This is a genomic window from Legionella gratiana (assembly GCF_001467695.1).
Lineage (GTDB): Bacteria > Pseudomonadota > Gammaproteobacteria > Legionellales > Legionellaceae > Legionella > Legionella gratiana.
The window spans coordinates 152,410-179,349 of sequence record NZ_LNYE01000029.1 but is presented as its reverse complement, the minus strand read 5'-3'; the positions used below and the strand labels follow the sequence as shown (position 1 = coordinate 179,349).

Here is a 26,940-nt window from a genome sequence, read left to right as displayed (position 1 = left end):
TCCCCCTTATATTGACCTAAACTTGCCATCAAATAGGCTCTATTTATGATGGGATTAGGTTGACAGCGGTCTCAATCCGAGAGCCTGCCAACGATTTTCATGATCAATGCGCAATAATAACGCAATTACGACACAATTGATAACCATACTCGCACCACCGTAACTCATCAATGGCAAAGTTAATCCTTTTGTGGGTAACAAACCTGAGTTAACCCCCATATTAATAGCTGCTTGAAAACCCAACCAAAAAGTTAATCCATACGCAGTATAAGAAGCAAATAATCGCTCTTGTACATGAGCATTGTATGCAATAGTTAATCCTCTGATTACCAAAATACTGTACAAAGTCATAACCATTAAAATACCTACCAACCCTAATTCTTCTGCCAAAACAGCAAATAAGAAATCGGTATGTGCTTCAGGCAGATATAATAATTTTTGGATACTTTCTCCTAAGCCAGCCCCAAACCAGCCGCCTCGTCCGAAGGCAATTAAAGACTGCGTCAACTGATAACCACTATTATATTGATCTGCCCAAGGATCTAAAAATGCGGTCAGTCGAGCAACTCGATACGGGGATGAAACCGCCAAAAAGGCTAATGCACCCATTACGACTAACATCAGACCTATATAATAACGTAATTTCACTCCTGCTAAAAACAGCATAGCCATAACAGTGCCTGAAATCACGACTGTAGCTCCAAAATCAGGCTCAAGCAGTAACAATAGCGACACCAGCCCTAAAATAACCATAGGCTTAATAAAACCAAAAATGCTACTACTCACCGCTTTTTGCTGACGAACTAAATAACCAGCCAAATAAAAAATCATAGTAAGCTTGGCTAATTCAGAAACTTGAATCCCTATAGGTCCTAATGCTAACCACCGTCTACTGCCATTGACTGAACGACCAACTCCAGGAATCAATACAATCAGCAACATGAGCAAGCATATCATCAGCATCGGCATACTAATACGCTCCCAAACACTGCTATCTGTTCTAACAATCACGAAAGCAACTATTAAGCCTGCAGCTAAATAACACACTTGACGAATCAAAAAATGAAACGGTTGATGAAAATATTTGGTAGAAATCATGACTGAACTCGAGGCAACCATCATGAGCCCAATAATCAATAAACCAATAACAACGCTGATCAGCCATTTGTCATAAAGCGAAATGGGTCTGCTAACGGGTTTGCCTCTTTGATTCACATGTCTTGGTCGCATCGATTTATAACCCGTTTACTAAAGAAGCAAAAGCCTCGCCTCGATGATTAAAATCGCGGAACATATCCAAGCTAGCGCATGCAGGAGATAATAAAACTACATCACCCGGTTTTGCCTGTAACTTAGCAACAGCGACAGCGTTATCTAATGAGGAGGCGCGTGATATTGGAACTACATCCGCCAACGCAGCCTCAATTTTATCCGCATCCTCACCAATTAGAATAATCGATCTTACAAAATCGGCAATTGGTTGAGCCAGTTCCCTAAAATCTGCTCCTTTTCCTTGTCCACCTGCAATAAGTACAATTTTTCCTTGCATAGAACCTCCTATTCCATTAATTGCAGAGATTGTTGCACCAATATTTGTCCCTTTTGAATCATTTATCCAATCTACGCCATTCAGGGTTCGAACCCATTGACAACGATGAGGTAACCCCGTAAATGTAGTTAATATCTCAATGATATATTGTTGTGTAATACCTGCTGCATCAGCTAAAGCACATGCAGCAAGTGCATTAAGCCAATTATGCACTCCCTTGATTAATACAGACTCAACGGGTAAAAAGCAAGAATGACCCTTTGCCAAGTATATTTTATTCTCTTGGTTAATTAAACCCCAGTTGTTTTTTTCAGGAACATTTTTACCAAAAGAAATGCGATTAACATCTTCAATGGGAGCAGTATAAAGATCATCAGCGTTAAATAATGCGACTTTTGCTTTATGATAAATTCGTTGTTTCGCTTGGATATAGGCTTCCATAGTATGATGCCTATCCAAATGATCAGGAGATACATTCAAAATAGTAGCAACAATCGGCTCCAACGAATAAGTTAAATCCAATTGAAAGCTTGATAATTCCAAAACCCAAAGATCATATTGATGCTCATCATCAAGTAAATCAAGCACTGGTGTTCCAATATTTCCAGCGACAGCAACCTTATATCCTGCAGCCTTAGCCATTTCTCCCACTAAAGTAGTAACCGTTGATTTTCCATTAGTTCCAGTAATAGCAATAACTGGAGCATGAATCTCACGAGCCAAACATTCAATATCACCATAAATAGTTACGCCCGCCTTCATCGCTTTCTTTAAAAAAGGTGTGTCTAAGGACAAACCTGGACTTGCAATGATATCAGAGAGCTGATTGATTATATCATCAGGGATATCCTGGATATAAAGAGAAACATTGGGAAATTCTTGAGTAAACTCAGCAATACTTGGGGCTTGTTCACGTGTATCAAAAGCAATAAATGGTTTATTATTTCTACGTAAATACCGTGCTACTGATAACCCAGTTTTACCCAAACCTGCAATTAAATACAAAGGAGGATTCATGAGTGCACCTTATTATCGAAGTTTTAAAGTCGCTAATCCACATAAAACAAATACAACAGTAATAATCCAAAATCTGACAATTATTTTGGGTTCCGACCATCCTTTTAATTCAAAATGGTGATGTAAAGGTGCCATTCTAAATAATCGTTTACCATGAGTATACTTGAAATATCCTACTTGCAAAATGACAGAGATTGTCTCAATAACAAACAATCCACCCATCATTAATAAAACCAACTCTTCTCGAATTACTACTGCAACAATCCCTAATGCAGCTCCTAAAGCTAAAGAGCCTACATCCCCCATAAATACTTGCGCGGGATAGCTGTTATACCAAAGAAAACCAAGGCCTGCACCAACGATTGAGGAACAAAAAATAGTTAATTCTCCAGTATTAGGAACATAAGGTATACCTAAATAAGGTGCATAGACTGAATTGCTTGACGCATACGCAAATATACCTAAAGCCCCAGCAACCATAACTATAGGCATAATTGCTAAACCATCTAACCCATCGGTCAAATTCACCGCATTAGAGCTTCCTACAATGACAAAATATCCTAAAATAGGAAAAAATAGACCTAAACCTAGAGTTAACGATTTAAAGAAAGGCACAGTTAATTGAGTATGTACAGGTAAAGTTGCATGCATATACAAATAAATTACTGCGATTAATGCTACTATTGATTGCCAAAAATATTTCCAACGAGCAGGCAAACCCTTACTGTTTTTTAATACCAGCTTGCGATAATCATCAACCCAACCCACAACTCCATTTCCCAAAGTCACTAACAGGACAAGCCACAAACTGGGTTGTTGCAGATCGCCCCATAACAAGCAACTGACAGTAACTGCTAATAAAATCAAAACACCACCCATAGTTGGGGTGCCTGCCTTGGATAAATGTGATTGAGGCCCATCATCTCGTACCATTTGGCCTATCTGTAAGCCACGTAACCAACGAATCATAATAGGGCCGCACACCAATCCTACTATAAGAGCGGTTAACGCAGCTAAAATGGATCTAAAAGTCAGGTATTGAAAAACTCGTAACGCATGATATTGTCCTTGAAATAACTGCGTTAGCCAGTAAAGCATAAGTTGTTCCTCTTGTTAATAACGTCCAACAGATTAATGGACCAAAAAGCGGCCAAGCATACCATAAACATACAATCCATTCAGCATTCTTCAAAAAAATTCTCGGACTCGTAATTCAATCCACTCCGTGATGAACTGAATTGGGTTCACAATTTAATTGATACAAGCTGGTGAACAATTTTTTCCATGGCACTAGAACGAGATCCTTTGACCAAAACAACTGTATCAGCTGACAAGTTATCGATCAGGCTTTGCACAAGTTGTTCTTGGTTAGCAAAATGCTCACCACCAACACCGAATGCTTCAGCAGCTAATCTACTATTAGGACCACAACAAAGGAGCTGATCAATACCCAAACGACGCGCTGCAATCCCAACTTCTTGATGGTGTTGAGTTGCCCAAACACCCAACTCACCCATGTCACCAAACACAAAAATTTTTTTCCCTGGACGTTCGGCTAATACTTCTAAAGCAACCAAAACCGAACGTAAATTTGCATTATAAGTATCATCAATTACTGTAGATTGATTTTTTCCAGCAAGAACAGTCAAACGTCCCTTTACTCCGCTAAAGAGATTCAATCCTTGTTGAATCTCTTTAGCGGAAATACCTACGGCATGACAACAAGCTGCTGCAGCTAACGCATTACGAACATTATGTAAGCCAGGTACTTTTAAATGAATATCAGCTCGTCCGTTAGGAACTATTAAAGAAAATTGTGCACAGCCTTGAGCATCCAATTGGATATCTTGGGCATAAATATCCACCGGATGTTCTATAGAGAAACGAAGTACTTTTTTATCCAATAACAACTCATCCCAGAAATGTGCATAAGCATCATCATCATTGACCACTGCAGTCCCTGCTGCAGATAGACCTTTATGTATTTCTCCTTTAGCACGAGCCACACCATCTATAGAACCAAAACCTTCTACATGTGCTGGAGCGATATTATTAATTAAAGTGACATCGGGATGAACAATAGCCACCGTATGGGCAATTTCACCTGGATGATTTGCCCCCAATTCAAAAACAGCATAACGATGTTGACTATTTAGTTGAAAAACACTTAATGGAGCACCAATATGATTATTGAGATTTCCTTTAGTGGAATGCGCAGGGGAAGGCAAAATAGCAGCAATCATTTCTTTTGTAGTAGTTTTCCCATTAGAACCAGTTAGCGCAATAACAGGACAGTGTATATTTTGTCGGTGCGCAGCTGCTATTTTAGCTAATGCTTGAATGGGATCAGGAACGAGAAACTGAGGAATATGTACTCCATCCACTCTATGACTCACTACTGCAGCTATAGCGCCGCGAGCTTCCGCTTCCTTAATAAAGTCATGGCCATCAAAACGTTCTCCACGGATAGCAATAAACAAACTACCTGATTTAAGTTCACGACTATCAGTACAAATGCCAGTAAGTTCAGTATTAATCTGACATGGTTGGGCAAGTAATGCAGCAACGGTATTTAGGTTCATAATAGTTAAGACATGGCTAAAACCCTAGTGTACTAACACTTGAGCTTAGAGTTCAAGGGAAATAATAGTATAAATTGTTGAACAAAAATACCCACCCTTGATCGAGTAAGTTTTATTGCTGAATCGCACTTTCGTTTAGTCAGCCTACTCGTGCTCTATGAGTCAACAGTCTCAGACTCCAAACAAGACTGATTTATCTGTAATGATTGATAATAACGAGAAATTCGCTCTTCAGTTAAAGGCTTACGTTGATCATCAAGCAAGTGTGCATCTAACTCTTCGCTTAGTTGTCGTGCAGTTTCTAACATAACCGCCAACCGTTCTCTATCAATGCTCGAATTCTTTGAAGAATGCATGTATAAACATAAACCACGTACACTAAAAGCACCAATATTTTGTAAGTCAAAAACCCCAGTTGCTGTTGCTGCTGCTAAACTAAATAAAACCGGTCCCTGGCCATTAGGGAACTGGTGACGATGAAATAAATGCCCTTCCCCAAATCGTAAACCAACAGCTAAAACCGTCTGTAACAACTCATATCCAGCAAATTGCCTATTTTCTTTTGCAAGTAGAAAAATCATTAACGTAGATGGCACTTCATTTTTTGAGGTCGCTTGTATTTCTGTTCTTGGCACAGGTTTAGGTTCAACTTTTAATTTGACTTCATTTTCATCATCCTCTGGTAACAAACGAGGAGATGATACTTTTTCAGCAGGTTTTTTAAATAATTGTGACTCCTCATTCTTTTCTACTTCATTCTCTAAACCAGAAGTTACATTAACTTTACGTACAGCAATGATGTCATCACTATAATTGTGTGCACCCGCTGCATTCTTCTCTGATATCCCCAGATTGGGTTGATAACGTTCTGGACTTAAGCTCTGTTTTCGAGCTTTCATTAAGCGCCAAATTGCCACAATGACACTAATTAACAACAGGACGTTAAGAATTAAGCTCCAATTTGCCTGCATCATTTACTCCATCGCCAAAGCTTGTGTTACATCAACCGCAACCAAGCGAGATACTCCAGGTTCACGCATAGTTACCCCAATCAAATGATCCGCCAATTCCATTGTAACTTTATTGTGTGTAATAAAAAGAAATTGCACAAATTGTGACATTTCTTTCACTAGTGTGCAAAAACGCCCTACATTTACATCATCTAAAGGTGCATCTACTTCATCTAACATACAAAATGGTGAAGGATTTAACTGAAAAATAGCAAATACCAAAGCCACTGCAGTCATTGCCTTCTCCCCTCCAGATAACAAATGAATTGTACTATTTCGTTTTCCTGGGGGTTGTGCCATTACTACAATACCAGCTTCCAACAGATTATCACAAGTCAATTCAAGCTGTGCTCTTCCTCCACCAAACAGGCGAGGGAAAAGTGCTTTAAATGAAGTATTTACTTCCTCAAAGGTATTCTCCAAGCGCATTCGTGTTTCTTTATCCATCTTTTCAATGGCAGATTCCAGAGTTGCCAAAGCTTGGCTCAAGTCATTATATTGTTCATCTAAATATACTTTACGTTGTTGCTCCGAAGCAAATTCTTCGATTGCAGCTAGATTAATCGCCCCTAAACGTTTAATTTTCTCTGCAAGAGCGATTAACTCATCTTCACGTAAGCTCTGGGTTACACCTTTAGGTATCTGTTCTAACAAAACTTGAGCGTGTAACCCAGATTCATCTAGTGACTCTTGTATCGAGCTTGCTCGTACAGCTAAAGCCTGCTCGTCCATACGAACTTGTGCGATGAGTTCTTGAATACGTTTGACCTCAAAATCACAGTTTAAAATATTTTTCTCACAACCTTCAAGCTCCATTCTTAACTGCGATAATTGTTCTCTACTTGATGTTAGTTGTGACTCTACCTCACTATGCTTTTGTACTTGTTGTGTCAGTTGATCTTTAAGTTCTATTCCCGGCCCTTCAGTCTGCAGACTAAGCAATGCTATATGTTCAAGACGCTCTTGCAAAATATCGGAACGTTCTTTTTCCCTCTGAATACGCTCTTCGAGTTGTTGTATTTTGTTTTTTTCTCTATCATACTCCAGTTCTGCATGATGCAATTGCAGTCGAGACTCCTCTACTTGTTTATTCTTTAATGTTACGGTTTCTAACCATTCTTGCTTTTCACGTAAACATTCTTCTTGTCGTTGCTCATAGTCACAACATTGTTCTTCTAAAGAATGCAATTTTTCGTTGATAGCACATTGTTCTGCTGCTGTGTTTTCTAAAAGAAACTGCAATTCTTCACATTCAGCAGTTAAAACAATGGCTTGTTTTTCTGCCTGAAAAATAGCTTGTTCATTACTACTCAATGCAGAACTATTGATTCTTAATGCTTCATTACTGGCATTAACATTGAGCTGTTGTAACTCAACTTCCTTTAAGTTTTTTTGTACCTGTTGATGGGTATGATCGCGATCAGTTCTTAGCCCATCTATTCTTTGTTGCAGCTCTTGAACCAACAAAGATAAGTCTGCAATTTTTTGTTGGCGCGCCAAAAAACCTAAATCATCTTGCTCCTCAGGATTAACAAACTTTACCCATCCTTGCCCTATCCAAAAACCATCTGGGGTAATGATCGATTGATATTCAGCTATCTCCGGCAACCAGCTTAATGCTTCATCAAAATGGTCAGCGGCATAAATATGTTCCAGTAGACATACATGTGCAGGTATTGCTCCATGTACTTTATCCACAAGACGAGGGTAAGAATCAGACTTAGTGCTTACATTTCTTAAAGTAACAATACTCACACCTTGACGCTCGCAATTTGCTCGTTGCGGCCACAATTCATCAAAGGTTTCTAGAACATAAGCGTGCAATGTCTCATTGAGTACTCGTTCGCAAGCCGTTTGCCATTTACTCTCGACTTGCAAAACATCCATCAATCTTGGTTTTTCGGACCACTGTTGAATACCATTTTTACTTTTCGCGCCTTGTCTTGCAGCACGTTGTGCTGCAGTTAATGCAGCATGCTCTGTATTAGCTCGATGAAAATCATCTTGTGCCTCATGTAATTGTTGCTCGATTTCTTGGAGTTTAGCACGCAGTTGTTTTGTATTTTCTTGGCTTTGATTTAATTGGCGCTCATCGAATTCGTGATCTACAATGAGCTTCATGCGTTGCTCTTCTAATTTTTTTTGTGTTTGCTGTAACTCACCTATAGAGATAGATTCGTGTTCTAATTTAAGCTTTTCTAGTCTTAAAATCGTTTGCTGATACTTCTCATCTAAATGCTGTCCCTGCACTTGTGCCACTTGAAATTCTCTTTTCAGATTGTTGGCATGCACTTGCACCTCTTGCCAATGTTGCTCCCATTGTGCCTGCTGTTTTTGGGTGTCTTGCCAAGTTGCATCGTGCTCTCTAAATTGAACTCTTAATTGATCGAGTTTCTCTGCTAAATTTTGAGCATTCTGTTGGCAATGAAGCAGTTCCACTTTATCCTGTTGCAATTGTTCCGCAATAGCCTGCCAATCTGCTTGCATTTGCTGTTGATCTTGCTCTAAGCGTTTTTTTTCACGAACTTGTTGCTGGATGGTTTCTTCCAAACGCGCTATTTCAGTGCCTAATTGATAAAAACTGACTTGAATTTGTTGTGTTTGCTCATCTACATCATAAATTTTTTCATTTAAAACAACACGCTCTTTATTTACTTTTACAAGTGCACTCTGTTGCTGCTCATAATGCACCGCCAGATCATGCAATTGATGTTGTTTTGCTTCTTGTTGACTTATCAAATCGAACCATTTAAGTGCTAAAATTTCTGCACGACATAATTGCTCTTCATCTTTAAGAATGAGATAGCGTTCCGCTGCCTTGGCCTGTCGTTCCAAACGTTGTAATTGTTTGTCTAATTCGTCTCGTATGTCTGCAACTCGAGTCAAATTTTCACGTGTATGATCAATACGCAGCAAAGTCTCGCGTCGACGTTCTTTATATTTAGAAACCCCAGCGGCTTCTTCAAGAAACACTCTCAGTTCCTCAGGTTTAGCCTCAATAAGCTGAGAAATAGTACCCTGCCCAATAATTGAATAACCACGAGCACCAGCCCCAGTGCCAAGAAAAATGTCAGTAATATCCTTACGACGACAGCGGCTACCATTTAAGTAATAAGTAGAATCACCATTCCGAGTAACTACACGTTTGACTGCGATTTCTCCATAACTGGCAAATGGACCGGTTAAACGTCCAAGACTGTTATCAAACACCAATTCAACTGAAGCCTGACCTACAGATTTACGATGAGAAGAGCCATTAAAAATGACATCAGTCATCGATTCTCCACGCAAATTTCGCGCAGAACTCTCTCCCATTACCCAGCGTACTGCATCAATAATGTTTGATTTTCCACAACCATTCGGACCAACAACTGCGACCAATTGACTTGGGAAATGCACTACTGTGGGATCAACAAAAGATTTAAAACCCGCTATTTTCAATTGTTTCAGATGCATGGTAATTTAAACAAAATAAATATGCATTATAACTGAGGATGAGCAGGCTATCTATATACGCATCAAACCTAGAGTCTGTTTAATTTGACAACAATTAAAATCTTTATATAATTGCATCCTATTTGATACAAATTGGATAAATAATGAAGAATTTATTCGCTCGAATACTCAGTGCAATACTATTAGTATCTCTTTTTTCAAATCCAATTTTTGCTGAACCACCCAATCTGACTGTAGTGAAAAATGAGCTCAAACGGTATCATGATTCAGGTGCTTATCAAAAAGAGTTAAGTCAAATCATCCAAAAAGCCCAAAAGTATATCGATCAACAGGTCAAACTCAATAAAAAAGAACAATTACATAAAAAACTCGCCATTGTTTTAGACATTGACGAAACTAGCTTATCCAATTACAACGTAATGATTCAACGTGATTTCGGTGGGAATCGGAAACAATTTCATCAAGATATAATGGCTGCGAATGCCCCAGCCATTAAGCCAATGCTTGTTTTATATAAAGACGCCCTTGCTCATAATGTCAACGTATTTTTTGTCACCGGTAGAAATGAATCCGAACGTAAAGCCACAGAACAAAATTTAATTAAAGCAGGTTATAATCAATGGTCTGGGCTTTATTTACGTCCCATAAATTATTCATCCAAATCCATTATCCCGTTTAAAGCACATGCACGAAAAACAATCACGGAAAAAGGTTATACAATTGTAGCTTCTATAGGCGATCAAAACAGTGATCTAAAAGGTGGTTATGCTCAAAAAGTATTTAAACTACCGAATCCCTATTATTATTTACCTTAGGAACGCGTAGGTTCCTTAGTCGCTCATTCTCATAGGATTATCAGGTTCAATTTGATCCTGATGTACCAGATTGTTCAAAATAAGAGACATTAATAACCGGATTTGTTGCTCATACATGGGCCGATCATAGCCCCCTTCTAACCCCCAATATACTCGTTCAATATGTTCTTTATTTTCTTGATAGAGCTGAAAAAGACACTCATAAAAATAAGTTAAATCCGTTTCATTAAAGCGTGTTTTCCTTGCTTCTGTTTTACCCATTAATCGACCATCAACAAATTTCCCACAATAAGCTGTTTCAGCCTCATGAGAATCCCAACCCGTTGGTAAAAAAAGTGCTATTTTCTGATTTTTTGCTTTTGCATTTTCAACTTGTTCCACGATTTCCTCGAGAGCAAAAACCAATGCAGGATGAACAGTTCCAGGTTTACGAATTGTTGCACTTAAATCTACAGCAAAATACTGTAAATTTCCCGTCTTCCATGAATGAATTTCTTGTCCTACATCCTTACCCGTTCGTTTAAATAATTTATTGATAAAAGAGTTATCCTGCTGAGGATAAACACGCGAATCAAAAATATCGATATGGCATATATCCATATCTGAAGCAGATTGCATCAAAATATCACATAAACCATTATCTCGATTCACATCTGTTCCTACAATAATGTGTTTGAGTGGTTCGCTATGTAGACTTTGCACCTGTTTCAGTAGGATAGCCGTTTTATTCAAAATACAAAAACCACTGCCTTCATCACTGTAGGCATGATGCGTTGGCAAACCAAAAGAAAAATGAACCTTTCCAGAATGAAATAAGGTCATTGCAATATCTTTAATTAATACCTCTAGAGTTTTGGGCGTAATCACAACATCTGAGTTTAATTGCTTCTGCCCTTTACGCTGCGCTTGGATACAATCAATAATAATTTGTTGCAGATATTCCGGTGTATGCACTGCCAATAATGCTTTGAGAAGTGTATCTCTTTTAGGAATTTTAGTGAAACACACTAATGCGGATTGCTCATCCCCTTTTTGCATTGCGGCAAATAATTGACTCCAATAACGTGATAAATTCACTTGATCCGTATCGATAATTGATAAAGCAGAATCTATTGCGTGAATTTCTAAGATCACTTGAGTCATATGCTTTAAGCGGTTGAACTGATCTTCTTCAGCACCAGCAGGCATCCCATGCATTTGTTCTATATCAGTAGCAGAGGGAATTTGAATACAACAGTCTTGAACTTCTGCTACTTGTAAATCAGAAGAAGTCTTTTGTCTGAAAAAATGTCGCTGCATCATCATGATCGTCCTAGAATAAAAAGATATAGAGCTTTTAAAACAGAACTCTATGCCATACTCTCAAGTATAGAGTATGGCAAAATGATGTCATTCAAAAAATGAATTAATGGTAGGTAACTTCGTAAGGTTGAGAAGCATCATGTTCCATGCCTTCTTTAACATCAACCAGTTCTTGCGATAGCCCCTGACGCTGCCCTGACTTCATAGTATTAGGCCCCACAAAAAAGGTTAATCCAATTCCAGAAGCAGCAGCTAATGAAGAAGTAACGCCCAAAACAACTTGTGTTTGCAATAAGCTCAATCCCAAAGCCATTCCCACAGCACTTAATGCGGAACTTGAACCAAACGAAGCTACAAAACCAGCAACACTTGCGCCAACAAGCAAAACGCCTAAAGCAATAAGTAAACCACCTAAAACTTGTTTGCCCACAGAAGCACTTCCAGACGCATATTCTGCAATGCCTCCTAAGCGTTTTGCAGCTTGCATATCCATAGGCTTCGCTAGCGCTTCCCCTAAAACGCGTACTGTTCGGCCATAAAAATGATAGTCAATAGGCTCCTGTTTTTGTTTTTTCATAGTCACTTCTGCGTCAATCAAATCACCCGCATTCATAATATGTTTTTGCAAATCATTAGATGGACCATTGTTTCGTTTCAAAAAAGCCAATCCATTAGTAAAAATTTGTTCTTCTATATTTGTTAATTGGGCAGGTTGAATCGCAAAAACGGCTGAATTTTTGTTTTTCGATCCCTCAAACCATGCCTGGGCACTAAAGTTTGTTCGCAAATGATCAGGTAAATCCCCATGTTGAAGAACATGAGTACTTTCAACAAGCTCGGCTAAAATCTTTTCAAATGCACTATCTTGGTTTTCTTGTTTTACTCGAGAATACATATCCCATATAAAGCCAGATAAACGCAAATAATTAGCTCGATGTGTAGTATGCAAGACCGCTGGATTATAGCCACCATCATAACGAGTTAACTCATTTAACCCATAACGTGCAGCAATCAAACTGATACGTACTTGTGGGGAAAGTCCTGTAAGATGAGTATCTTCATAGTCAACAAATGCTTTTTCCAACCTATTTGCCAAAGCAGTCACTAATTCTAATGGATTTTCATTTAAAGCATGTAAAAATGATTCAGCAGCTGGGATATGCTTCTTTAAAAACGATTCTTGCGAACGTAATTGAACTAATTCAGCATTTGTTTCATTAATTATCCGTTCATAGGGGCGCATTTGACTTTGGAGTGAACGACGCTCTACCTGCAAACGTGTGAGTTCACTTTGTAATTGATTTCGGTTCCATTCTCTTGCAAAATCACCCATATAGTGCAGTACTCCATCTCTATGACCATGATGGTGACCGTGCTGATGACCATGGTGGTGATGATCGTGCATGTGATGGATCATATCTTGAGTTGCATTGATATCTGCGTTGGTAAGTTGACTTTGCACGATTGAAATGAGTCTATTTGTGGTATCCAAGTGACCTTGGAGTGGCCGAAGATGTTGCTTCTGTTCTTCAATTAAGCCCACTTTTTCCGATATTTGTAACTGAAGTCTAGGTAATTCCTCCCTCCAAGAATAAAGGTTGGCTTGATTATAAACTACAGGATTAGCTGAAGGCATAACGATTCTCCCTCGTGGGTTACATTATAAGCGCCACGCATTATACATGCTGCAAATTATTAATTCAATGATGGTATTTTATAATCAAATTTACTGAATGATCGAAAAAAAACCTGCTATGGCGCAATCTATAAGCAAAGGGATACAATAGAAAACTTCTTATCAAAAATATAAAACATGTTGAGGATGTTTGGTCCATGGCTGCGGCAAAAAAAGTTTCTGAATCTTATCTTTTTTCGCTGATTTTAATTTCAGCAATTGTCCTTGGTGGCTTCACCGGCTACTTCTTTGGCAAAATAACACCCTATCTAAAACCTCTTGGCGAAATTTTTCTTAATCTAATTTTTACAACCATTGTGCCCTTGATTTTTTTTAGTGTCAGTTCTGCAATTGCACGCATTAGCGTTATGGGCAAATTAAGCAGAATTGCTTTTTATATGACGATTATTTTTTTATTTACTGGTGTAATAGCAGCACTTTATGCTCTTTTTATAGTTAGCTTCTTTCCACCTGCCCAAGACGTTGTTTTACCGTTGTCTTTTTCTGCAAAAACATCCGCACTTAGTTTTTTGGATCAAATTCCAGAAATTTTTACTGTTTCAGAATTCAATCATTTACTGTCTCATAAACATATTCTCGCTTTAATCATTTTTTCAATCCTTGTTGGGCTTGCTACATCTCATGTTCATGAAAAAGGAAAACCATTTATTGATTTTTTACAAGCAGGCGAAGAAGTGTTCATGCGTGTTTTTGCACTAATTATGTACTATGCCCCTATTGGTTTTTTTGCTTATTTTGCCGTTTTAGTTCATGATTTAGGCCCGCAATTAATGACGAATTATCTTCGGGTTGGCATTCTTTATTACGCTTCTGGACTAATATATTTTGTCCTAATCGATACATTTTTTGCCTATTTGGCAGGGAAAACTCAGGGAGTAAGGTTATTTTGGCGCAATATCTTTTTGCCTGCAGTTACTTCAATTGCAACATGCAGTAGTGCCGCAAGTATTCCTGCCAATTTAATAAGCGTCAAAAAAATGAAAGTTGCTCCCGAAATTTATGAAACCGTAATTCCTCTAGGTACTATTATCCACAAAGATGGTTCTGTAATCGGCGGTGTTTTCAAAATTGCTTTTCTGTTTGGAATTTTTCATTTAAATTTTTCCGAACCTAGTGTTTTACTCACTGCATTAGGAATTTCTTTATTGGTTGGCACTGTAATGGGGGCCATTCCTAGTGGAGGAATGCTTGGAGAACTACTTATTTTAAGTGTTTATGGGTTTCCGCCATCGGTTTTAATGATCATTGCGGCAATAAGTATTATCATTGATCCACTTGCAACAATGCTTAATGTAACATGCAACAGTGTAAGCTGCATGATGATTGCCCGTTTTGTGGAGGGAAAAAAATGGTTTACACACTCAACATCAAGGTAAGTTATGCGTAATCATCCACCTTATAAAAAATTATGGCGCTCCCGTAAAGATCGAAAAATTGCTGGAATATGCGGCGGATTAGGCATTTATTTTGGTGTAGATCCAGTATGGATGAGAATAATTTTTGTTATTTTTTTCTTACTTGGAGGAGCTGCATTTATAGCATACATTATCTTATGGATAATCATTCCTTTAGAACCCGAAGGCTGGCAGGATGCCTAATCATGAGAAAAAGAATGAGTCGAGGATGAATCATATTACTTAGCCTATCCAAACAAAAGATAAGCGGCCACGAGGGATACGGTAAAGTAAGCGTAATCAAGATCAAGTATCCTATTTTTTAGATTACGCTTTAATGGATGGTCACTCCTCTAGTGTCAGAACAAAGGACGAAGCATTCAAAACAGCTGCGATACGCAGTACCGATTGAACAGTGGTTTTATCCAATCCATGTTCTAGTAATTGTCTTACATGCGAACTAATGCACATTCCACAACCATTAATCACAGATACGGCCAAAGCAAATAACTCAAAATCAACTTTGGACACACCGGGATTTAACATACCATTCATTCGTAAATGAGCGGGTAACGTTGAAAGTTCCTTATTTTCTGCTAAATGAATTGCACGGTAATACACATTATTCATAGCCATTAAAGCAGTTGCTGTTTTTACAGCGTGTTCTAATTCAGGCGAAAGATGCATTTCCCCATCTGTTTTAATCGCATTGATTATACTTTTATTTTTCAAGGTATAAGCTACAGCTAATGCAACACCATAAAATTGAGTATCCGTTAAACCGGTCTGAGCAATATTACCAAATAGATTACTCAAATTAAGGCGAATGTCTTTAGCAAAATCAGGTATAGTCTGTTTCAATTGTTCAATAGACATAATCAGCTCCTTTAAAATACTCCTGGTTCATTAGCAGGAGTATCTCGTTTTATAATGTTTCACCACCAATCGGGCGATTGCAAGGACATAACTCGTCAGTCTGTAAGGCATCTAAAATACGTAAAACTTCTTGAGGATTACGACCTACATTGAGTGAGTTAACACTAACGTGCTGAATCACATTGTTTGGATCAATGATAAATGTTGCTCTTAATGCACAACCACTTTCTTCATCACGGACACCTAAACCATCCGTTAATTTTCCCTGAACATCGGCAAAACTATATTGATTAAGCTGATGTAACTCTTTATGCTCTCTACGCCAAGCCAATTTCACAAACTCATTATCCGTACTTCCCCCCAGGACTACTGTGTCTCTATCATTAAATTCACCATTTAATTTTGCAAACTCCACAATTTCTGTTGGGCATACAAAAGTAAAGTCTTTAGGATAGAAAAACACTACTTTCCATTTTCCAGGAAAACTTTTTTCAGTAACAGTTTCAAAAGCGCTGACACCATGTTCTTCATGATTATTAAACCCTGGTTTTACAGCTACTATAGAAAATTCAGGGATTTTTTGACCAACAGTTAACATAAATTTCTCCTCATTATTGCGAGTTTCACGATATCAAAGGTATTTCTATGCCTTTTATGTCGAGCTCTCATTATTCACTTCAATTAAATTATAGATAGGGTATATAATTATATAAAGTGAATAAAATCGATTTAATTAATCGAAAAAAACGATGAATAAATTAATTAGTTTAAAACAACTCCATTATTTGATAACCCTACATGACTACCAACATTTTGGTCGTGCGGCTACAGCATGTTTTATTAGCCAATCCACGTTGAGCGCTGCTATTACAAATCTTGAAGAAACTCTAGACGCTCAGCTGCTAGAAAGAGATCATAAAACATTTCTGTTTACTGCTTTAGGGGAAGAAATCGTACGTCGTGGCCGACTCATACTTCAACAAAATAATGAGTTAGTTGATTTTGCGAAAAATCAGGGAAAAGCAATGCAGGGAAAATTTTATCTCGGCGTTATTCCCACCATTGCTCCATTTATTTTAAGTGATCTCCAAGTTATGTGTCAGCAACGTTATCCCGATTTATCTCTATTCATCAGAGAAGATACAACAGATAATGTATTAAACTATTTGGGTGAAGGAAAACTGGATATGGTTATATTGGCTCTTCCCTATCCAACCGCAAACTTCCAAACAAAAATATTATGCAAGGATTATTTTAAGCTTGTTTTACCTCAAAGTTGGTTGGGAAAAGGATTTGATGTGGAAATGGCAAAGCTGCCAGAAAACAGCATTTTTCTCTTGGAAAAAGAACATTGTCTTACGGAACATACATTACAAGCCTGTCAACTTAAAGAAAGTGAAAAAATCAATTCGTTTTATGCTACCAGTCTGCATACCTTAATCCAAATGGTAAATCATCAACCAGGCATTACCTTTTTGCCTAACTTGGCGATTAACAGCAGTATCCTTGCAAATACGGATCTGGTTGCTGTTCCCTTAAAAAATGATCATTCTTATAGACAAATTGGTGTCGCCTGGCGAGCCACTTCTCACAGAATACAAAGCTATAATTTACTTGCCGAATTAGTAAAACAAATTGTTGTTGAAAAATGTTCTGATGCAGGACTTGGAACTCAATAATCCAACAAACTTTAGTATTCATTATCCTAGACAAAGCAGTTGGCTCCTACAACTTTTTCTAGGATTATCTTGCAACTGAGGTAAATGATACAGCTAACGTTCGGTTAACGACGTAAAAGGCATGTCTTTTATATCGAACTCACATTATTTGATTTCTCCAATTGCTCTTCCTGAGCGAAGCAAAGGAAGAGTAGCTGCTTCAGGGAAAATATCATAAGGATGATGAGCACTTTTGATTTGTTGAATCAGCTCTTTTGTTTTTATGCCAATTTCACTTATTTCTTCTTTAAACTCTCCAACTAGATTACTGGGATTAATTGGGGCTTTATTTTCCATTACATACTGCTTTGTTAGGTTGATTAATTCAGCCAGAAATGCTTTACAACCCAACGATTGTTCATTTTTTGCTAAACGCATCATACGTGCCATTTTTTTCTTATCCGATGCTTCATAAGGAAGTTCATATTCGTTCGCAACATGTTGCATCAGATCCATAAGTCTACGTTCAAGGACCTCTTTAGTAATATTTGGATTTTTTATCATGTCGATTAAGCCAAATGAACCAGCAAGCTCTTTTAAAGTGGTATTTTTTATTGTTAGATTCAAATTCCACATATCGGAATGAACAACCGCTTGCTGAATTAATGCCAATCCACTAAGTACAAAAGCGAGTTTATGCATGTAAGTATGGGTACTACAAATAGATTCACGTTCAGGTGAAAATAAGCTAGGAAGTGAGATTGAAATTGCTGGTTGTCGCAATACAGTAAACAGCGGTTTCCATAAACAGTGTTCCATTTGTTGTTGATAAAATGCACCATGAACTTTGGTATGTAGGCGAAGTACCGGCAATATTTCCTTCCCTAGCTTATTAAATTCAGGTTCTAAATCATACCTGCTCACTAGAGAAATAGCTTTTTCTGGAAAATATCCTTTTAGAAAATACACCGACAACTGATCTCCCAAACGTTTATTAATAATTTGGGTGACTTGATTCGTACCTAAGCAGCATTTTTCTACCAATGCCCTGAGGGTATTTTGATCCATAAGTGTTAACTCTTTTTTGTTCTTTAGTAACAACCGATTTATGGTTGTTATAAGATCATCTGCTTTTTCTTGGGGATTAAGTGCCCCTGTTTCTAAAATATGTAACAACCTACTTTTTTCTTGCAATAACTCCACAGAAGAAAGCATCACACCATAATCGTGGCAGAATGCTTCTAAATAACTTAAGAAAGTGGCTGTATAAATTAAATTTTGATATTGAGCATGCCAATCTACTATTCTTAAGCGATCCAGATAGAAAGTCTCTGGAATAGTGTGTAATACGGTGTTTCCTGGTTGCTGCAAAACCGCAATTAATAATGCAGAAGATACATAAGATCCAAGATGTTTTGAACATAAAATAGGTAGATCAAGTCGATAATCCTGTGGTGCACTGACGAATTTCTCAATCCACCCTAAAACAAATTCAAGGTTAAATTGCTTATCGGATAATCGCTCTTGAAATTTTCTCTGCTCAAAAGTAACGATATTTCTCGCAATTAATCCGCGTGATTGATTAATTTGAAAATTATTAAGTTCTAAATTAATTTGAGACATTTTATAATAAATATAATCCAGAGCCTCTTTTAGCAGAATTCCTGCATCTTCAATGTCATTCATTCGTTGATTCATACTCTTAAGAAAGAGCTTCGTTTCCTGTAAGTGTACCGGCGACTCTAGAAGCTGAATTTGCTCTAATAGGGCAGTAATGATTAGCTGTAGTCCTTCTTGCAAACCCAATGTTTCAATTTGAGTTTTCATCGCTTCCTTACTAAAAGTTTGCTGCAATTTAATGAATTGTTGCCTGTTATTAGGAGTGAATATCGTTAGTGTATTACGTATTTCACTCAATACATCGAGGATCAAATCTACATTTGTGTTATCTTGAACTAAAGCAGTTATTGCTGCATTAATATCTTTTTGTGGACGTATTATGCAGGTCTCAGAAGAAAGCTCTAATTTTGGATTTAATGCAAGTTCATGGATTAAAGCATCGTTTGGAGAAGTTATCCATTTATTTGCTTCAAGTGAATCTTGAAACTTGTTTAATTCTTCTGAAAGCATGCGAATGCCTTCTTCACCAAGTAAAGATAAAATCCTTTTTCTTAGTGTTTCTTGTTGATTACCGTAACCTTCATATAGTTCTAACATCCTTGGATCAAGACTATGCAGGGCTCTAAACCGGTGTGATTCTATTTCTAAATATTTATCGATTAAAATTTTCGCGAGTTTATAGAGATTTTTAGCCTCCCAGTCAATAAATGTTTCATAATAAGCCATTTGCTTATTATGAAAAGACTCTAAATAATCTCGACCCACTGTCATAAAAAGATAATCACTTTTTACTCGTCCACTATTTAAACCGGAAAGTACTTTGTCTGCAAAAGGAGTTCTTTCCGCCAGAGGTGATTCGGAAATAGCTTTTTCTTTTAAATAAACAGTACTCATAAATGCGCATAAGTCTTCAAAAGACTTTAGCATTTCCTCGGCGCGAGATAATAGAAGTTCGTCAATGTCTGTAGAGGCTTCAAAGAGAAATTTAGATTTACTTACAATCATATAAGCTGCTAAAAATTGACGTTCTGCCTGGTATACATTTGAGACACTCATACGAGACGGTACAATGAGGTCTTTAGCTTGTTCCAGATGCATTAATAATTGTCGCGTTGTTTTTAGGGTCTCAGGTGCCAAAATGAATTTTTCTAATTGAGGGAAAGAATCCTGGCGAGCTTGTGCAAGTGAAATCATATCGTGAACATAACGAGATGATTCTAAAGCAGTTTGTTTCAAATGCAACTGCTTCCACCATCGTTGGATAACACAAGCAGCTCGGTTTAAATGAAGTTCCTGTTGGGTCTCTGCAGTCACGGTATGAGCTTTAGAGGAGCTAAAAAATGAGTTTCTATCAATTTTTAATTTCATTCCATTCTCCTTTTTTTCCTATCCTCCAATCTGGCCAAAATTAATTCGCTTTGTCAAGATAAATCACCTAAAATAATCCTATTTTTAGTGCACATGGTTTGTTATTTAACGTGATTCGGATAAAGAGATCGGCTCCTCAGCCCAAACGGACCTAGACATAGACTAGATCTTATATAATCCTTATCCGATACTCACGTTAATTTATTAGGGAATATTGACCATAGGTCCCACGATCTACTTTTTTGCCATATTTTTATTTTGGATGTTACAATCATGATGACGGTGATGAGTAGGCAACAAAATACCCAATTTTTGATAGGTTTGTAATTGAGTTTTAGCTAATAAAGTACTTATTTTCAGATTAACCGCATTCTTTTTTTCCACCAAGCGATATATATCACTCCATGATGCATTTGGGGTAGCTATCTTTCCTCTTATTTGCAAACTAAGTGCACGCTTTTCTTTAATTAATGGAAGCATTTGAGCTCGCAAATTTTTCTTAATTTTGGCCAATTCTGCCTGCTGTTGTGGCGTCAATATTTTGTTCATCTGACGATATTGAGATGAATGATGCGCGGGCGTAGCAACATTACTTGTAGTGGATTGGGCTGATGCAATTGAAGCACCCAATAAACTCAAGGCCATACTATTGATTAATAAAAAACGCTTAATGTTCATATTTTTTCTCCTATTTGTTTCATTGTTGAGTGTAATGAACCAATGTAATAGGAATATGACAAATAAACTGTTTATTGTAACAACAGTGTTACAATGCTAAATACCAGAGAATTTATTAGTATATAATGAAGGTAAACGAATAATAAATGAAGTTTATGGCACTATCTCTTCAAATTATAAGCTGCCCTAAGTTAGGTCTATTCACATTTGGTGGTTCATGAGCGCAAGAAAAAGTCATATATTGATTATTGATGATGATCAAGAAATTACGCATTTGATTAATGATTATTTAATTAAAAATGGTTTTCGAACTACATGGACTTTGAACGGTTTGAACATCAAACAATTATTAAGAGAGAATAATTTTGATTTGATTATCCTAGATATCATGCTGCCGGGAATTGATGGGTTACATTTATGCCAAACAATTCGTCAAACACACAGTGTGCCTATTATTATGCTCAGTGCTGCTAACAGCATAGCAGATAAAGTTGCTGGATTAGAATTAGGTGCAGACGACTATATTTCCAAACCCTTTAGCTCCCGTGAGTTATTAGCCCGAGTCAAAGCTCAATTAAGGCGTACTCAAGGCGAACTCGAGGGAGATCGTAAAAAGCTTACGCCATTACAACAAATACATTTTGATAATTGGATTCTTGATCGCAATACACATTCTTTGATTGATAAAGATTCTGTTGCAATCCCTTTAAGTCAACGTGAATACGAACTATTAATCATTTTTTTAGAGCATCCAGGACGTATTTTAAGTCGTGATCAGTTAATGGACTTATTATATGATAAAAATTTTGACTCACAAGACAGAACAATTGATGTCCTAATTGGTCGTTTGCGTAAAAAAATAGAACTTGATCCACGCAACCCACGATTATTAGTAACAATACGAGGAGGGGGATATCAATTCAAAACTAAGGTTGATTGGGTATGAGTCAACTTACTAAAACAGCAAAAAAGACTTTAATTGGATTGGTTTTAGGCAACTTCTTAATTATTTTTTCTTTTATGCAGTTGGGAAAATATTATTATGAAAACATTCGCTCACCTCTTCCTCCCAAAGCGGTTCGATCTTTAGTGCATTTAGTGACATTGTTACAAAAAAATCCCCAATCTTTATGGCCAGTAATTTTGCGTAACCAAAGTACTTCCTGGGCTGAAATAACTTTATCTCCTAAACCTTTATATCATAAAAATGCGTTGTTAACTGTAAAAGCTTCGATACTTTTTAATTTAATCAAACAAAATAATAAATTAGAATTTTCTGCATTTATAAAAGAAAATAATTGGCTTAATATTCGTGTTATTTCTCCTTTCCCTAGAGAAACAAACTCAGTAATTAGTTTACTTCTTATCTTAATTGGTGCCTTACTTTTCATTAACTACTGGGCCGTTAAAACATTAAACCAACCCATACATACTTTAATCCAAAGTCTTCATTATAGCGAGCATCAAGAGAATTGGTTACCTATTCCAGTAACTGGAAATCAGGACCAAAGGACTATTTTTAAAAAAATTAATGACCTACAAGAAAAGGTAAATAAGCTTTTAGCGAATCGTACTCGCGTGGTTACTGCAATTTCTCATGATTTACGCACCCCTCTCACCCGTTTAAAACTACGCGCAGAATATCTAGCAGATGATCCTAATTACAGCAAAATAATGGCTGATATTAACGAAATGGAGCTCATGATTCGGGAAACACTCGATTATTTTAGAGATATAAATATTGAAGAAAAACCCCAGCTGTTTGATCTAGTTGCTTTACTTTCATCATTAAAAGAAGACGCTATCGAACTTAATTATGATGTACGCTTTATTAGTGACAACCCCAAATTAGTTTATTACGGTACTGTTAATTTACTCAAACGAGCTTTTAATAATTTGATAAATAATGCGGTACATTATGGTTATAAGGCTATGATTCATCTCTCTTGTTTAGAAAACAAAATAGAAATTACAATTACAGATCAAGGTCCAGGATTAGCAGAATCTGATCTAGAACAGGTCTTTTTGCCTTTTTATCGTGGGGAAAGTTCTCGTTCACGTAGCACCGGTGGTACTGGTCTTGGATTAACAATAGCTCGTGAAATTATTCAAATGCATCAAGGTGATATCACGCTCACTAATAATCTTCAAGGTGGCTTAAAGGTAATTATTCACTTACCGATAAAGCCCCTATTTAAAAACATTAAGTGATTTTAGCAGGTAAACTTCTAACATCAGGGTTTTTCGAATATGCATCAAGAATATCGTTAATTAATTGTTCGATAATACTTTCTTTCAATTCATCTTCAATTAAACCAATTTTTTCTTTCATAGTATTCAATCGGTTTTCTATCTCTCTGGCGACCGAACCATTAGGAAATAATACTGCCAAAAGACGTCTTGCCTCAGCAGGACCAAGGTGACGATATAAATGATTTCTCACTGTAGCATCTTCAGCTGTCGTACTAAAGGCCCATAACTCAACTGGTCCTAAAGTCAAAGTAAGTAACTGTACATTCACTCCTGTTTTAGTCGCATATTGCGCCAAGAACGTTGCTCCTCCTTGTCTAGGTCCATGGACTCGAGTACGCAAAGCTGTTTTTGCAGTGTCAGAAAGCCCAAATATTGAAGTTGTTTTCTCTATCGCTTGTGAGGGACCTGCATCCATAATATAAATAGAAGTAGCGAAATCAATCATTACTGGATCAAAATCATCTACTGATTGTGAAAGCAATGCAATTTGTACTTTCCATTTACGTCCTTCACGCATATCAATAATGACCTGCTCACGAACAGCAGTAGATTTTGAGGTGCGATGAAACTCATCATAAACAATGCGTTTATGATCTTCACGGATTTCCTGTACTCTTTGTTTATGATATTCCTTATATTGTTCTGGTATATTATTTAAACTCTCTTCTGTTAAATAATAATGCCTTGCCAAAACATAACGCGCCAGCATATACATAACAGCAGTTTGTCTGTCTGCAGCATCACCACCGCTTTTAGCCACTTCATCAAGGTCTAGGGATACAACTCGCGCATCTCCAATATCAAAACTAGTGACTCGTGATAAAATAGGGTATTCACGCACTGCTGCAGAGATCATTCTCGAAAATGCATTGATTAATGATTCTCCAGTAGGTGCAGTTATTCGTTCATATAAGTCTTCAATAGATGGGGTTCTACAAATTGATGCTGCATCAGCCAATAAAGGCATTGCGTATCGTTGCGCCAACATAGCTTCATGTGCAAAACCAGCCGAATAAAGCGAGTCTGTTACTTCCCACCATGTTGATTTTGAATCACGAACAAAACCAATTTCTTCTAAAATACTGTCAATAAATTCCTCTACTCCAGGAGAATAGGGAGCAGGATTATATTCATCAGCTAAGCTTTTGTATAATTCATCCACCACCATACCCGCAAGATCAGGCATACCATCATAAGGTTTCTCTGCACCTAAAGGTGTTGTTAGTAACGTCATGAAGTTAACTAAAAATGCACGCTCTAATGCTGTAGGATACCGGCAACCTAACTGTGTATCAAAGGGGTTAATAGAATATTCGGGGGTCATTCTTAAGCGATGGTACGCAACCAAGTGTCTTTTCGAAGCTGGCAATGCCTCTTTCAATAATGAAATAAGCCCACTACTCGATGGACCAATATCAATAATTGCGATACGAGGTAAACGCAGTAAGCCACCAGATAAGCATAAAGCAAGGTTGATCGCATTTGATAATACAGATTTACCAGATCCTGGGCGCGCGTAGACCAAATCGATCCAAGTAGTTTGCTCCGTTGATCCTGGCTGAAAAGGCCAAGGCTTGCCATCAGGTGTTCTAAAAAGCAATGCTCCTTTTGTCCAAGGTGAAGCAGGGCGTGTAATAGGTAGTATAGAGATTACTGCACTAAGAGGAGCAACAGTAGGAACCGCTGTGCTGTTGAGTGTAGTAGCTAACATACTAGAAACAAATCCTCCAAAAGGATCGCCACATATTTCAGAAACATCGGTTGAGCCCCATCCTTCAATCGCTTTAACTAATTCTGAACTTCTTTGACGCAATAAAGCTAATCTATCTTCAGGAGCCCAAGTTGTGGCAACAACTCGTAAGCGAACTATTGATTCATCTGTATTAAGCTGTATGTACTTTAATAAATTTACTGAATCACTAATCAGACGATTCTGGGCTGAGCTAAAACTTAAAATTGCAGCTAAGAGGCCTTTTAGTTTGATAGTCGAAAGACCTTCACTTTCAATCAGAAATGAAATTCTCCATGGAACATGTGAAGGCAATATACGTGCAAATAAATGAATAAAAGGTCTTAAATCTTTTGGAAATAAATCGATATATGTTGACGAATAAATCTTATCCCCAACTCTAACCGTCCGCAAATCCAATACTTCTGCATCTCGAGGGAAAACCTGTTTTGATAATGATGGCCATAATAGATCAGAAGCATCTCCTTCAAATTCATTAATCTCTCTGATTGTAACTTTGTCTCCAGGTAGACTAGCTCGCCAGTCATCGGCGGTAAAATCTGGATCTGCGGTCATGCGAATCGCATGTATCGCATCATGGACCTCCATTAATTTGGCAAAAACATGCAGGGATTCAAGATCATTCATAATCGAACGAACGTAAGCATCGTGTGTATCACGTAATTCGGGTATAGCTGCATAGATAGTTTGTGTATTTTTAAAAGGAGGAGCCTTCTTATCCTTAATCATTTGCGTTTTAGCTTTATTTGCTGCTTTTAATTGCTCTGAAGTTAAATTAAATGGCCGCGTGATTAGGACAAAATAAGTACGCTCTTCTGCACAATACAGCGACATGTAGTTAACTCGCTCTTCGAATAAATCGGATAAATTCAGTTCGAGTCGTTTTGCTGTTGCAGATGCTGGCTCATAAGTATCATTAATCAATTTTTTTATATTTTGTTTATCATGACTAAAATATACTTGTAAGGCATGCCCCGGGCGTCCCATAGCAGCTTGAAATGCATTAGTTAACCCTGAAATCAAATGGTCAAATTCCAAATTACCTGCAAGTGCCGATATACCTTCGATTTTTAAAACAGACAATAAAGTACCATCATGATTTACTAATACAGTCGGACTATCCGCTGTTTCTAAATCGATATATGATTCTGTTGTTTGCTTGAGCGAAGTACTTAGCCAGGCAAAGAAAGTATCCACTCCCTCGAAAAAAGATTCTGACCAATGCGCCATTGTGTTCCTCACATTTAACTTGAAATTTCTTCTAAAGCACTAGCAGCCCATTTTTCAATTTGTTTGCGAAATTTCGCTCTGGAAGGCAATAGAAGTATGTTTTTAAATAACTTAACCCTTCTTTCTTCGTCTTGTATGCCAGCATCAATCATAAGTTGACCGAATATAGCAGGATCACTTGTTCCTTCACCAAATTTTTCTTCAACAATTTGTGATCTAAATTTGAATCCTCGATAAATATTCTGTGCACTTGATTTATATCCTGTGTCATTAGTAATAGCACAAAACAATACATGACATAAACTATTTAATTCAGCTTGATTAAGCTCTGGAAGATATACTAAAGTACCTCCACCATAACCACCAACACCTACAGATTCAATAAAAAAGCATTGCGCACAAAAGCAGCATGCGGTCACTAAATTATCTAATTTGTTATTCGTATAGTTATTATCAAGATTTACTATCTCTTGAAATAAGCGAGCCTGAAATCCACAAAACTTACAGGTATATTTATCTCTTTGAAAAATTTTTTGCTCAAACGCCCTAAATCGTTCATCAACTTTTCGAGCTGAATACAAACGCCATGAACCTGGCGTAGCCATTAATTTTAATTTATATTTTTCTTGATTAACCGCCATATTCTTGGCTCACATGAATATACTATTTTATTGGCAATTATTCGC

The 26,940-nt window shown here is 37.3% G+C and carries 20 protein-coding genes; 6 read left to right on the top strand and 14 right to left on the bottom strand.

The window, feature by feature from the left end:
* Positions 1 to 54: 54 nt before the first annotated feature.
* The 6 genes from ftsW to smc all read right to left on the bottom strand — a co-directional run bounded on the left by ftsW (position 55) and on the right by smc (position 9,614).
* Positions 55 to 1,230, bottom strand: coding sequence for a putative lipid II flippase FtsW (gene ftsW / locus Lgra_RS13760; RefSeq protein WP_058499843.1), 1,176 nt, complete (start codon positions 1,228 to 1,230; stop codon positions 55 to 57).
* A gap of 4 nt (positions 1,231 to 1,234) precedes the next feature.
* The gene (murD, locus tag Lgra_RS13755) at positions 1,235 to 2,566 is read right to left on the bottom strand and encodes a UDP-N-acetylmuramoyl-L-alanine--D-glutamate ligase (RefSeq protein ID WP_058499842.1); all 1,332 of its coding nucleotides are present in this window, start codon (positions 2,564 to 2,566) and stop codon (positions 1,235 to 1,237) included.
* A gap of 12 nt (positions 2,567 to 2,578) precedes the next feature.
* Positions 2,579 to 3,664 carry a phospho-N-acetylmuramoyl-pentapeptide-transferase gene (gene mraY / locus Lgra_RS13750; protein ID WP_058499841.1) on the bottom strand — a complete coding sequence of 362 codons (1,086 nt, stop codon included), beginning with the start codon at positions 3,662 to 3,664 and terminating at the stop codon, positions 2,579 to 2,581.
* A gap of 146 nt (positions 3,665 to 3,810) precedes the next feature.
* Positions 3,811 to 5,148, bottom strand: coding sequence for a UDP-N-acetylmuramoyl-tripeptide--D-alanyl-D-alanine ligase (locus tag Lgra_RS13745; RefSeq protein WP_058499840.1), 1,338 nt, complete (start codon positions 5,146 to 5,148; stop codon positions 3,811 to 3,813).
* 155 nt (positions 5,149 to 5,303) lie between these two features.
* Positions 5,304 to 6,119, bottom strand: a complete 816-nt coding sequence (locus Lgra_RS13740; RefSeq protein ID WP_058499839.1) for a cell division protein ZipA C-terminal FtsZ-binding domain-containing protein — start codon at positions 6,117 to 6,119, stop codon at positions 5,304 to 5,306.
* Between the two features lie 3 nt (positions 6,120 to 6,122).
* On the bottom strand, positions 6,123 to 9,614 hold the full coding sequence (smc, locus tag Lgra_RS13735; RefSeq protein WP_058499838.1) for a chromosome segregation protein SMC: 3,492 nt from the start codon (positions 9,612 to 9,614) through the stop codon (positions 6,123 to 6,125).
* 143 nt (positions 9,615 to 9,757) lie between these two features.
* Between smc and Lgra_RS13730 the strand changes: the two genes are divergently transcribed.
* Positions 9,758 to 10,429, top strand: coding sequence for an HAD family acid phosphatase (locus tag Lgra_RS13730; RefSeq protein ID WP_058499837.1), 672 nt, complete (start codon positions 9,758 to 9,760; stop codon positions 10,427 to 10,429).
* A gap of 15 nt (positions 10,430 to 10,444) precedes the next feature.
* Here the strand turns inward: Lgra_RS13730 and Lgra_RS13725 are convergent, their stop codons facing one another.
* Together Lgra_RS13725 and Lgra_RS13720 are read right to left on the bottom strand one after the other, a co-directional pair.
* The gene (locus Lgra_RS13725; RefSeq protein ID WP_172468386.1) at positions 10,445 to 11,734 is read right to left on the bottom strand and encodes an arginase family protein; all 1,290 of its coding nucleotides are present in this window, start codon (positions 11,732 to 11,734) and stop codon (positions 10,445 to 10,447) included.
* 100 nt (positions 11,735 to 11,834) lie between these two features.
* On the bottom strand, positions 11,835 to 13,367 hold the full coding sequence (locus Lgra_RS13720) for a hypothetical protein (protein WP_058499835.1): 1,533 nt from the start codon (positions 13,365 to 13,367) through the stop codon (positions 11,835 to 11,837).
* A gap of 197 nt (positions 13,368 to 13,564) precedes the next feature.
* Here Lgra_RS13720 and Lgra_RS13715 point away from each other — a divergent pair, with 197 nt between their 5' ends.
* Positions 13,565 to 14,803: a dicarboxylate/amino acid:cation symporter gene (locus tag Lgra_RS13715; protein ID WP_058499834.1), complete on the top strand. Its 1,239-nt coding sequence runs from the start codon at positions 13,565 to 13,567 to the stop codon at positions 14,801 to 14,803.
* A 3-nt stretch (positions 14,804 to 14,806) separates the two neighbouring features.
* Positions 14,807 to 15,025, top strand: a complete 219-nt coding sequence (locus tag Lgra_RS13710) for a PspC domain-containing protein (RefSeq protein WP_058499833.1) — start codon at positions 14,807 to 14,809, stop codon at positions 15,023 to 15,025.
* A gap of 141 nt (positions 15,026 to 15,166) precedes the next feature.
* Here Lgra_RS13710 and Lgra_RS13705 read toward each other — a convergent pair whose 3' ends face one another.
* Positions 15,167 to 15,697: a carboxymuconolactone decarboxylase family protein gene (locus Lgra_RS13705; protein ID WP_058499832.1), complete on the bottom strand. Its 531-nt coding sequence runs from the start codon at positions 15,695 to 15,697 to the stop codon at positions 15,167 to 15,169.
* A 49-nt stretch (positions 15,698 to 15,746) separates the two neighbouring features.
* On the bottom strand, positions 15,747 to 16,295 hold the full coding sequence (locus Lgra_RS13700) for a peroxiredoxin (RefSeq protein WP_058499831.1): 549 nt from the start codon (positions 16,293 to 16,295) through the stop codon (positions 15,747 to 15,749).
* Positions 16,296 to 16,446: 151 nt separating this feature from the next.
* Between Lgra_RS13700 and Lgra_RS13695 the strand changes: the two genes are divergently transcribed.
* Positions 16,447 to 17,376: a hydrogen peroxide-inducible genes activator gene (locus Lgra_RS13695; RefSeq protein WP_058499830.1), complete on the top strand. Its 930-nt coding sequence runs from the start codon at positions 16,447 to 16,449 to the stop codon at positions 17,374 to 17,376.
* A gap of 144 nt (positions 17,377 to 17,520) precedes the next feature.
* On the opposite strand, the gene Lgra_RS17955 is transcribed toward Lgra_RS13695, so the two are convergent.
* Both Lgra_RS17955 and Lgra_RS13675 read right to left on the bottom strand, forming a co-directional pair.
* Positions 17,521 to 20,343 carry a TCP11-related protein gene (locus Lgra_RS17955; RefSeq protein WP_162264327.1) on the bottom strand — a complete coding sequence of 941 codons (2,823 nt, stop codon included), beginning with the start codon at positions 20,341 to 20,343 and terminating at the stop codon, positions 17,521 to 17,523.
* 234 nt (positions 20,344 to 20,577) lie between these two features.
* Positions 20,578 to 21,021 (bottom strand): hypothetical protein, encoded by a 444-nt coding sequence (locus Lgra_RS13675; protein ID WP_058499828.1) that lies wholly within the window; start codon positions 21,019 to 21,021, stop codon positions 20,578 to 20,580.
* Between the two features lie 217 nt (positions 21,022 to 21,238).
* Between Lgra_RS13675 and Lgra_RS13670 the strand changes: the two genes are divergently transcribed.
* A complete protein-coding gene (locus tag Lgra_RS13670) occupies positions 21,239 to 21,967 on the top strand; it encodes a response regulator transcription factor (protein ID WP_058499827.1) in 729 nt (242 codons plus the stop codon).
* Positions 21,964 to 23,232 (top strand): sensor histidine kinase, encoded by a 1,269-nt coding sequence (locus Lgra_RS13665; protein ID WP_058499826.1) that lies wholly within the window; start codon positions 21,964 to 21,966, stop codon positions 23,230 to 23,232. The genes Lgra_RS13670 and Lgra_RS13665 overlap by 4 nt, the downstream gene beginning before the upstream one ends.
* Here Lgra_RS13665 and Lgra_RS13660 read toward each other — a convergent pair.
* Positions 23,225 to 26,254, bottom strand: coding sequence for a type IV secretion protein IcmB (locus tag Lgra_RS13660; protein ID WP_058499825.1), 3,030 nt, complete (start codon positions 26,252 to 26,254; stop codon positions 23,225 to 23,227). The genes Lgra_RS13665 and Lgra_RS13660 overlap by 8 nt on opposite strands.
* A gap of 14 nt (positions 26,255 to 26,268) precedes the next feature.
* A complete protein-coding gene (gene icmJ / locus Lgra_RS13655) occupies positions 26,269 to 26,895 on the bottom strand; it encodes a type IVB secretion system protein IcmJDotN (RefSeq protein ID WP_058499824.1) in 627 nt (208 codons plus the stop codon).
* Positions 26,896 to 26,940 lie beyond the last annotated feature (45 nt).

Excerpts from the sequence above, each read along its gene's own strand:
- ftsW (WP_058499843.1), bottom strand. The coding sequence starts at position 1,230 with ATGCGACCAAGACATGTGAATCAAAGAGGCAAACCCGTTAGCAGACCC.
- murD (WP_058499842.1), bottom strand. The coding sequence starts at position 2,566 with ATGAATCCTCCTTTGTATTTAATTGCAGGTTTGGGTAAAACTGGGTTA.
- mraY (WP_058499841.1), bottom strand. The coding sequence starts at position 3,664 with ATGCTTTACTGGCTAACGCAGTTATTTCAAGGACAATATCATGCGTTA.
- Lgra_RS13745 (WP_058499840.1), bottom strand. The coding sequence starts at position 5,148 with ATGAACCTAAATACCGTTGCTGCATTACTTGCCCAACCATGTCAGATT.
- Lgra_RS13740 (WP_058499839.1), bottom strand. The coding sequence starts at position 6,119 with ATGCAGGCAAATTGGAGCTTAATTCTTAACGTCCTGTTGTTAATTAGT.
- smc (WP_058499838.1), bottom strand. The coding sequence starts at position 9,614 with ATGCATCTGAAACAATTGAAAATAGCGGGTTTTAAATCTTTTGTTGAT.
- Lgra_RS13730 (WP_058499837.1), top strand. The coding sequence starts at position 9,758 with ATGAAGAATTTATTCGCTCGAATACTCAGTGCAATACTATTAGTATCT.
- Lgra_RS13725 (WP_172468386.1), bottom strand. The coding sequence starts at position 11,734 with ATGATGATGCAGCGACATTTTTTCAGACAAAAGACTTCTTCTGATTTA.
- Lgra_RS13720 (WP_058499835.1), bottom strand. The coding sequence starts at position 13,367 with ATGCCTTCAGCTAATCCTGTAGTTTATAATCAAGCCAACCTTTATTCT.
- Lgra_RS13715 (WP_058499834.1), top strand. The coding sequence starts at position 13,565 with ATGGCTGCGGCAAAAAAAGTTTCTGAATCTTATCTTTTTTCGCTGATT.
- Lgra_RS13710 (WP_058499833.1), top strand. The coding sequence starts at position 14,807 with ATGCGTAATCATCCACCTTATAAAAAATTATGGCGCTCCCGTAAAGAT.
- Lgra_RS13705 (WP_058499832.1), bottom strand. The coding sequence starts at position 15,697 with ATGTCTATTGAACAATTGAAACAGACTATACCTGATTTTGCTAAAGAC.
- Lgra_RS13700 (WP_058499831.1), bottom strand. The coding sequence starts at position 16,295 with ATGTTAACTGTTGGTCAAAAAATCCCTGAATTTTCTATAGTAGCTGTA.
- Lgra_RS13695 (WP_058499830.1), top strand. The coding sequence starts at position 16,447 with ATGAATAAATTAATTAGTTTAAAACAACTCCATTATTTGATAACCCTA.
- Lgra_RS17955 (WP_162264327.1), bottom strand. The coding sequence starts at position 20,343 with ATGAAATTAAAAATTGATAGAAACTCATTTTTTAGCTCCTCTAAAGCT.
- Lgra_RS13675 (WP_058499828.1), bottom strand. The coding sequence starts at position 21,021 with ATGAACATTAAGCGTTTTTTATTAATCAATAGTATGGCCTTGAGTTTA.
- Lgra_RS13670 (WP_058499827.1), top strand. The coding sequence starts at position 21,239 with ATGAGCGCAAGAAAAAGTCATATATTGATTATTGATGATGATCAAGAA.
- Lgra_RS13665 (WP_058499826.1), top strand. The coding sequence starts at position 21,964 with ATGAGTCAACTTACTAAAACAGCAAAAAAGACTTTAATTGGATTGGTT.
- Lgra_RS13660 (WP_058499825.1), bottom strand. The coding sequence starts at position 26,254 with ATGGCGCATTGGTCAGAATCTTTTTTCGAGGGAGTGGATACTTTCTTT.
- icmJ (WP_058499824.1), bottom strand. The coding sequence starts at position 26,895 with ATGGCGGTTAATCAAGAAAAATATAAATTAAAATTAATGGCTACGCCA.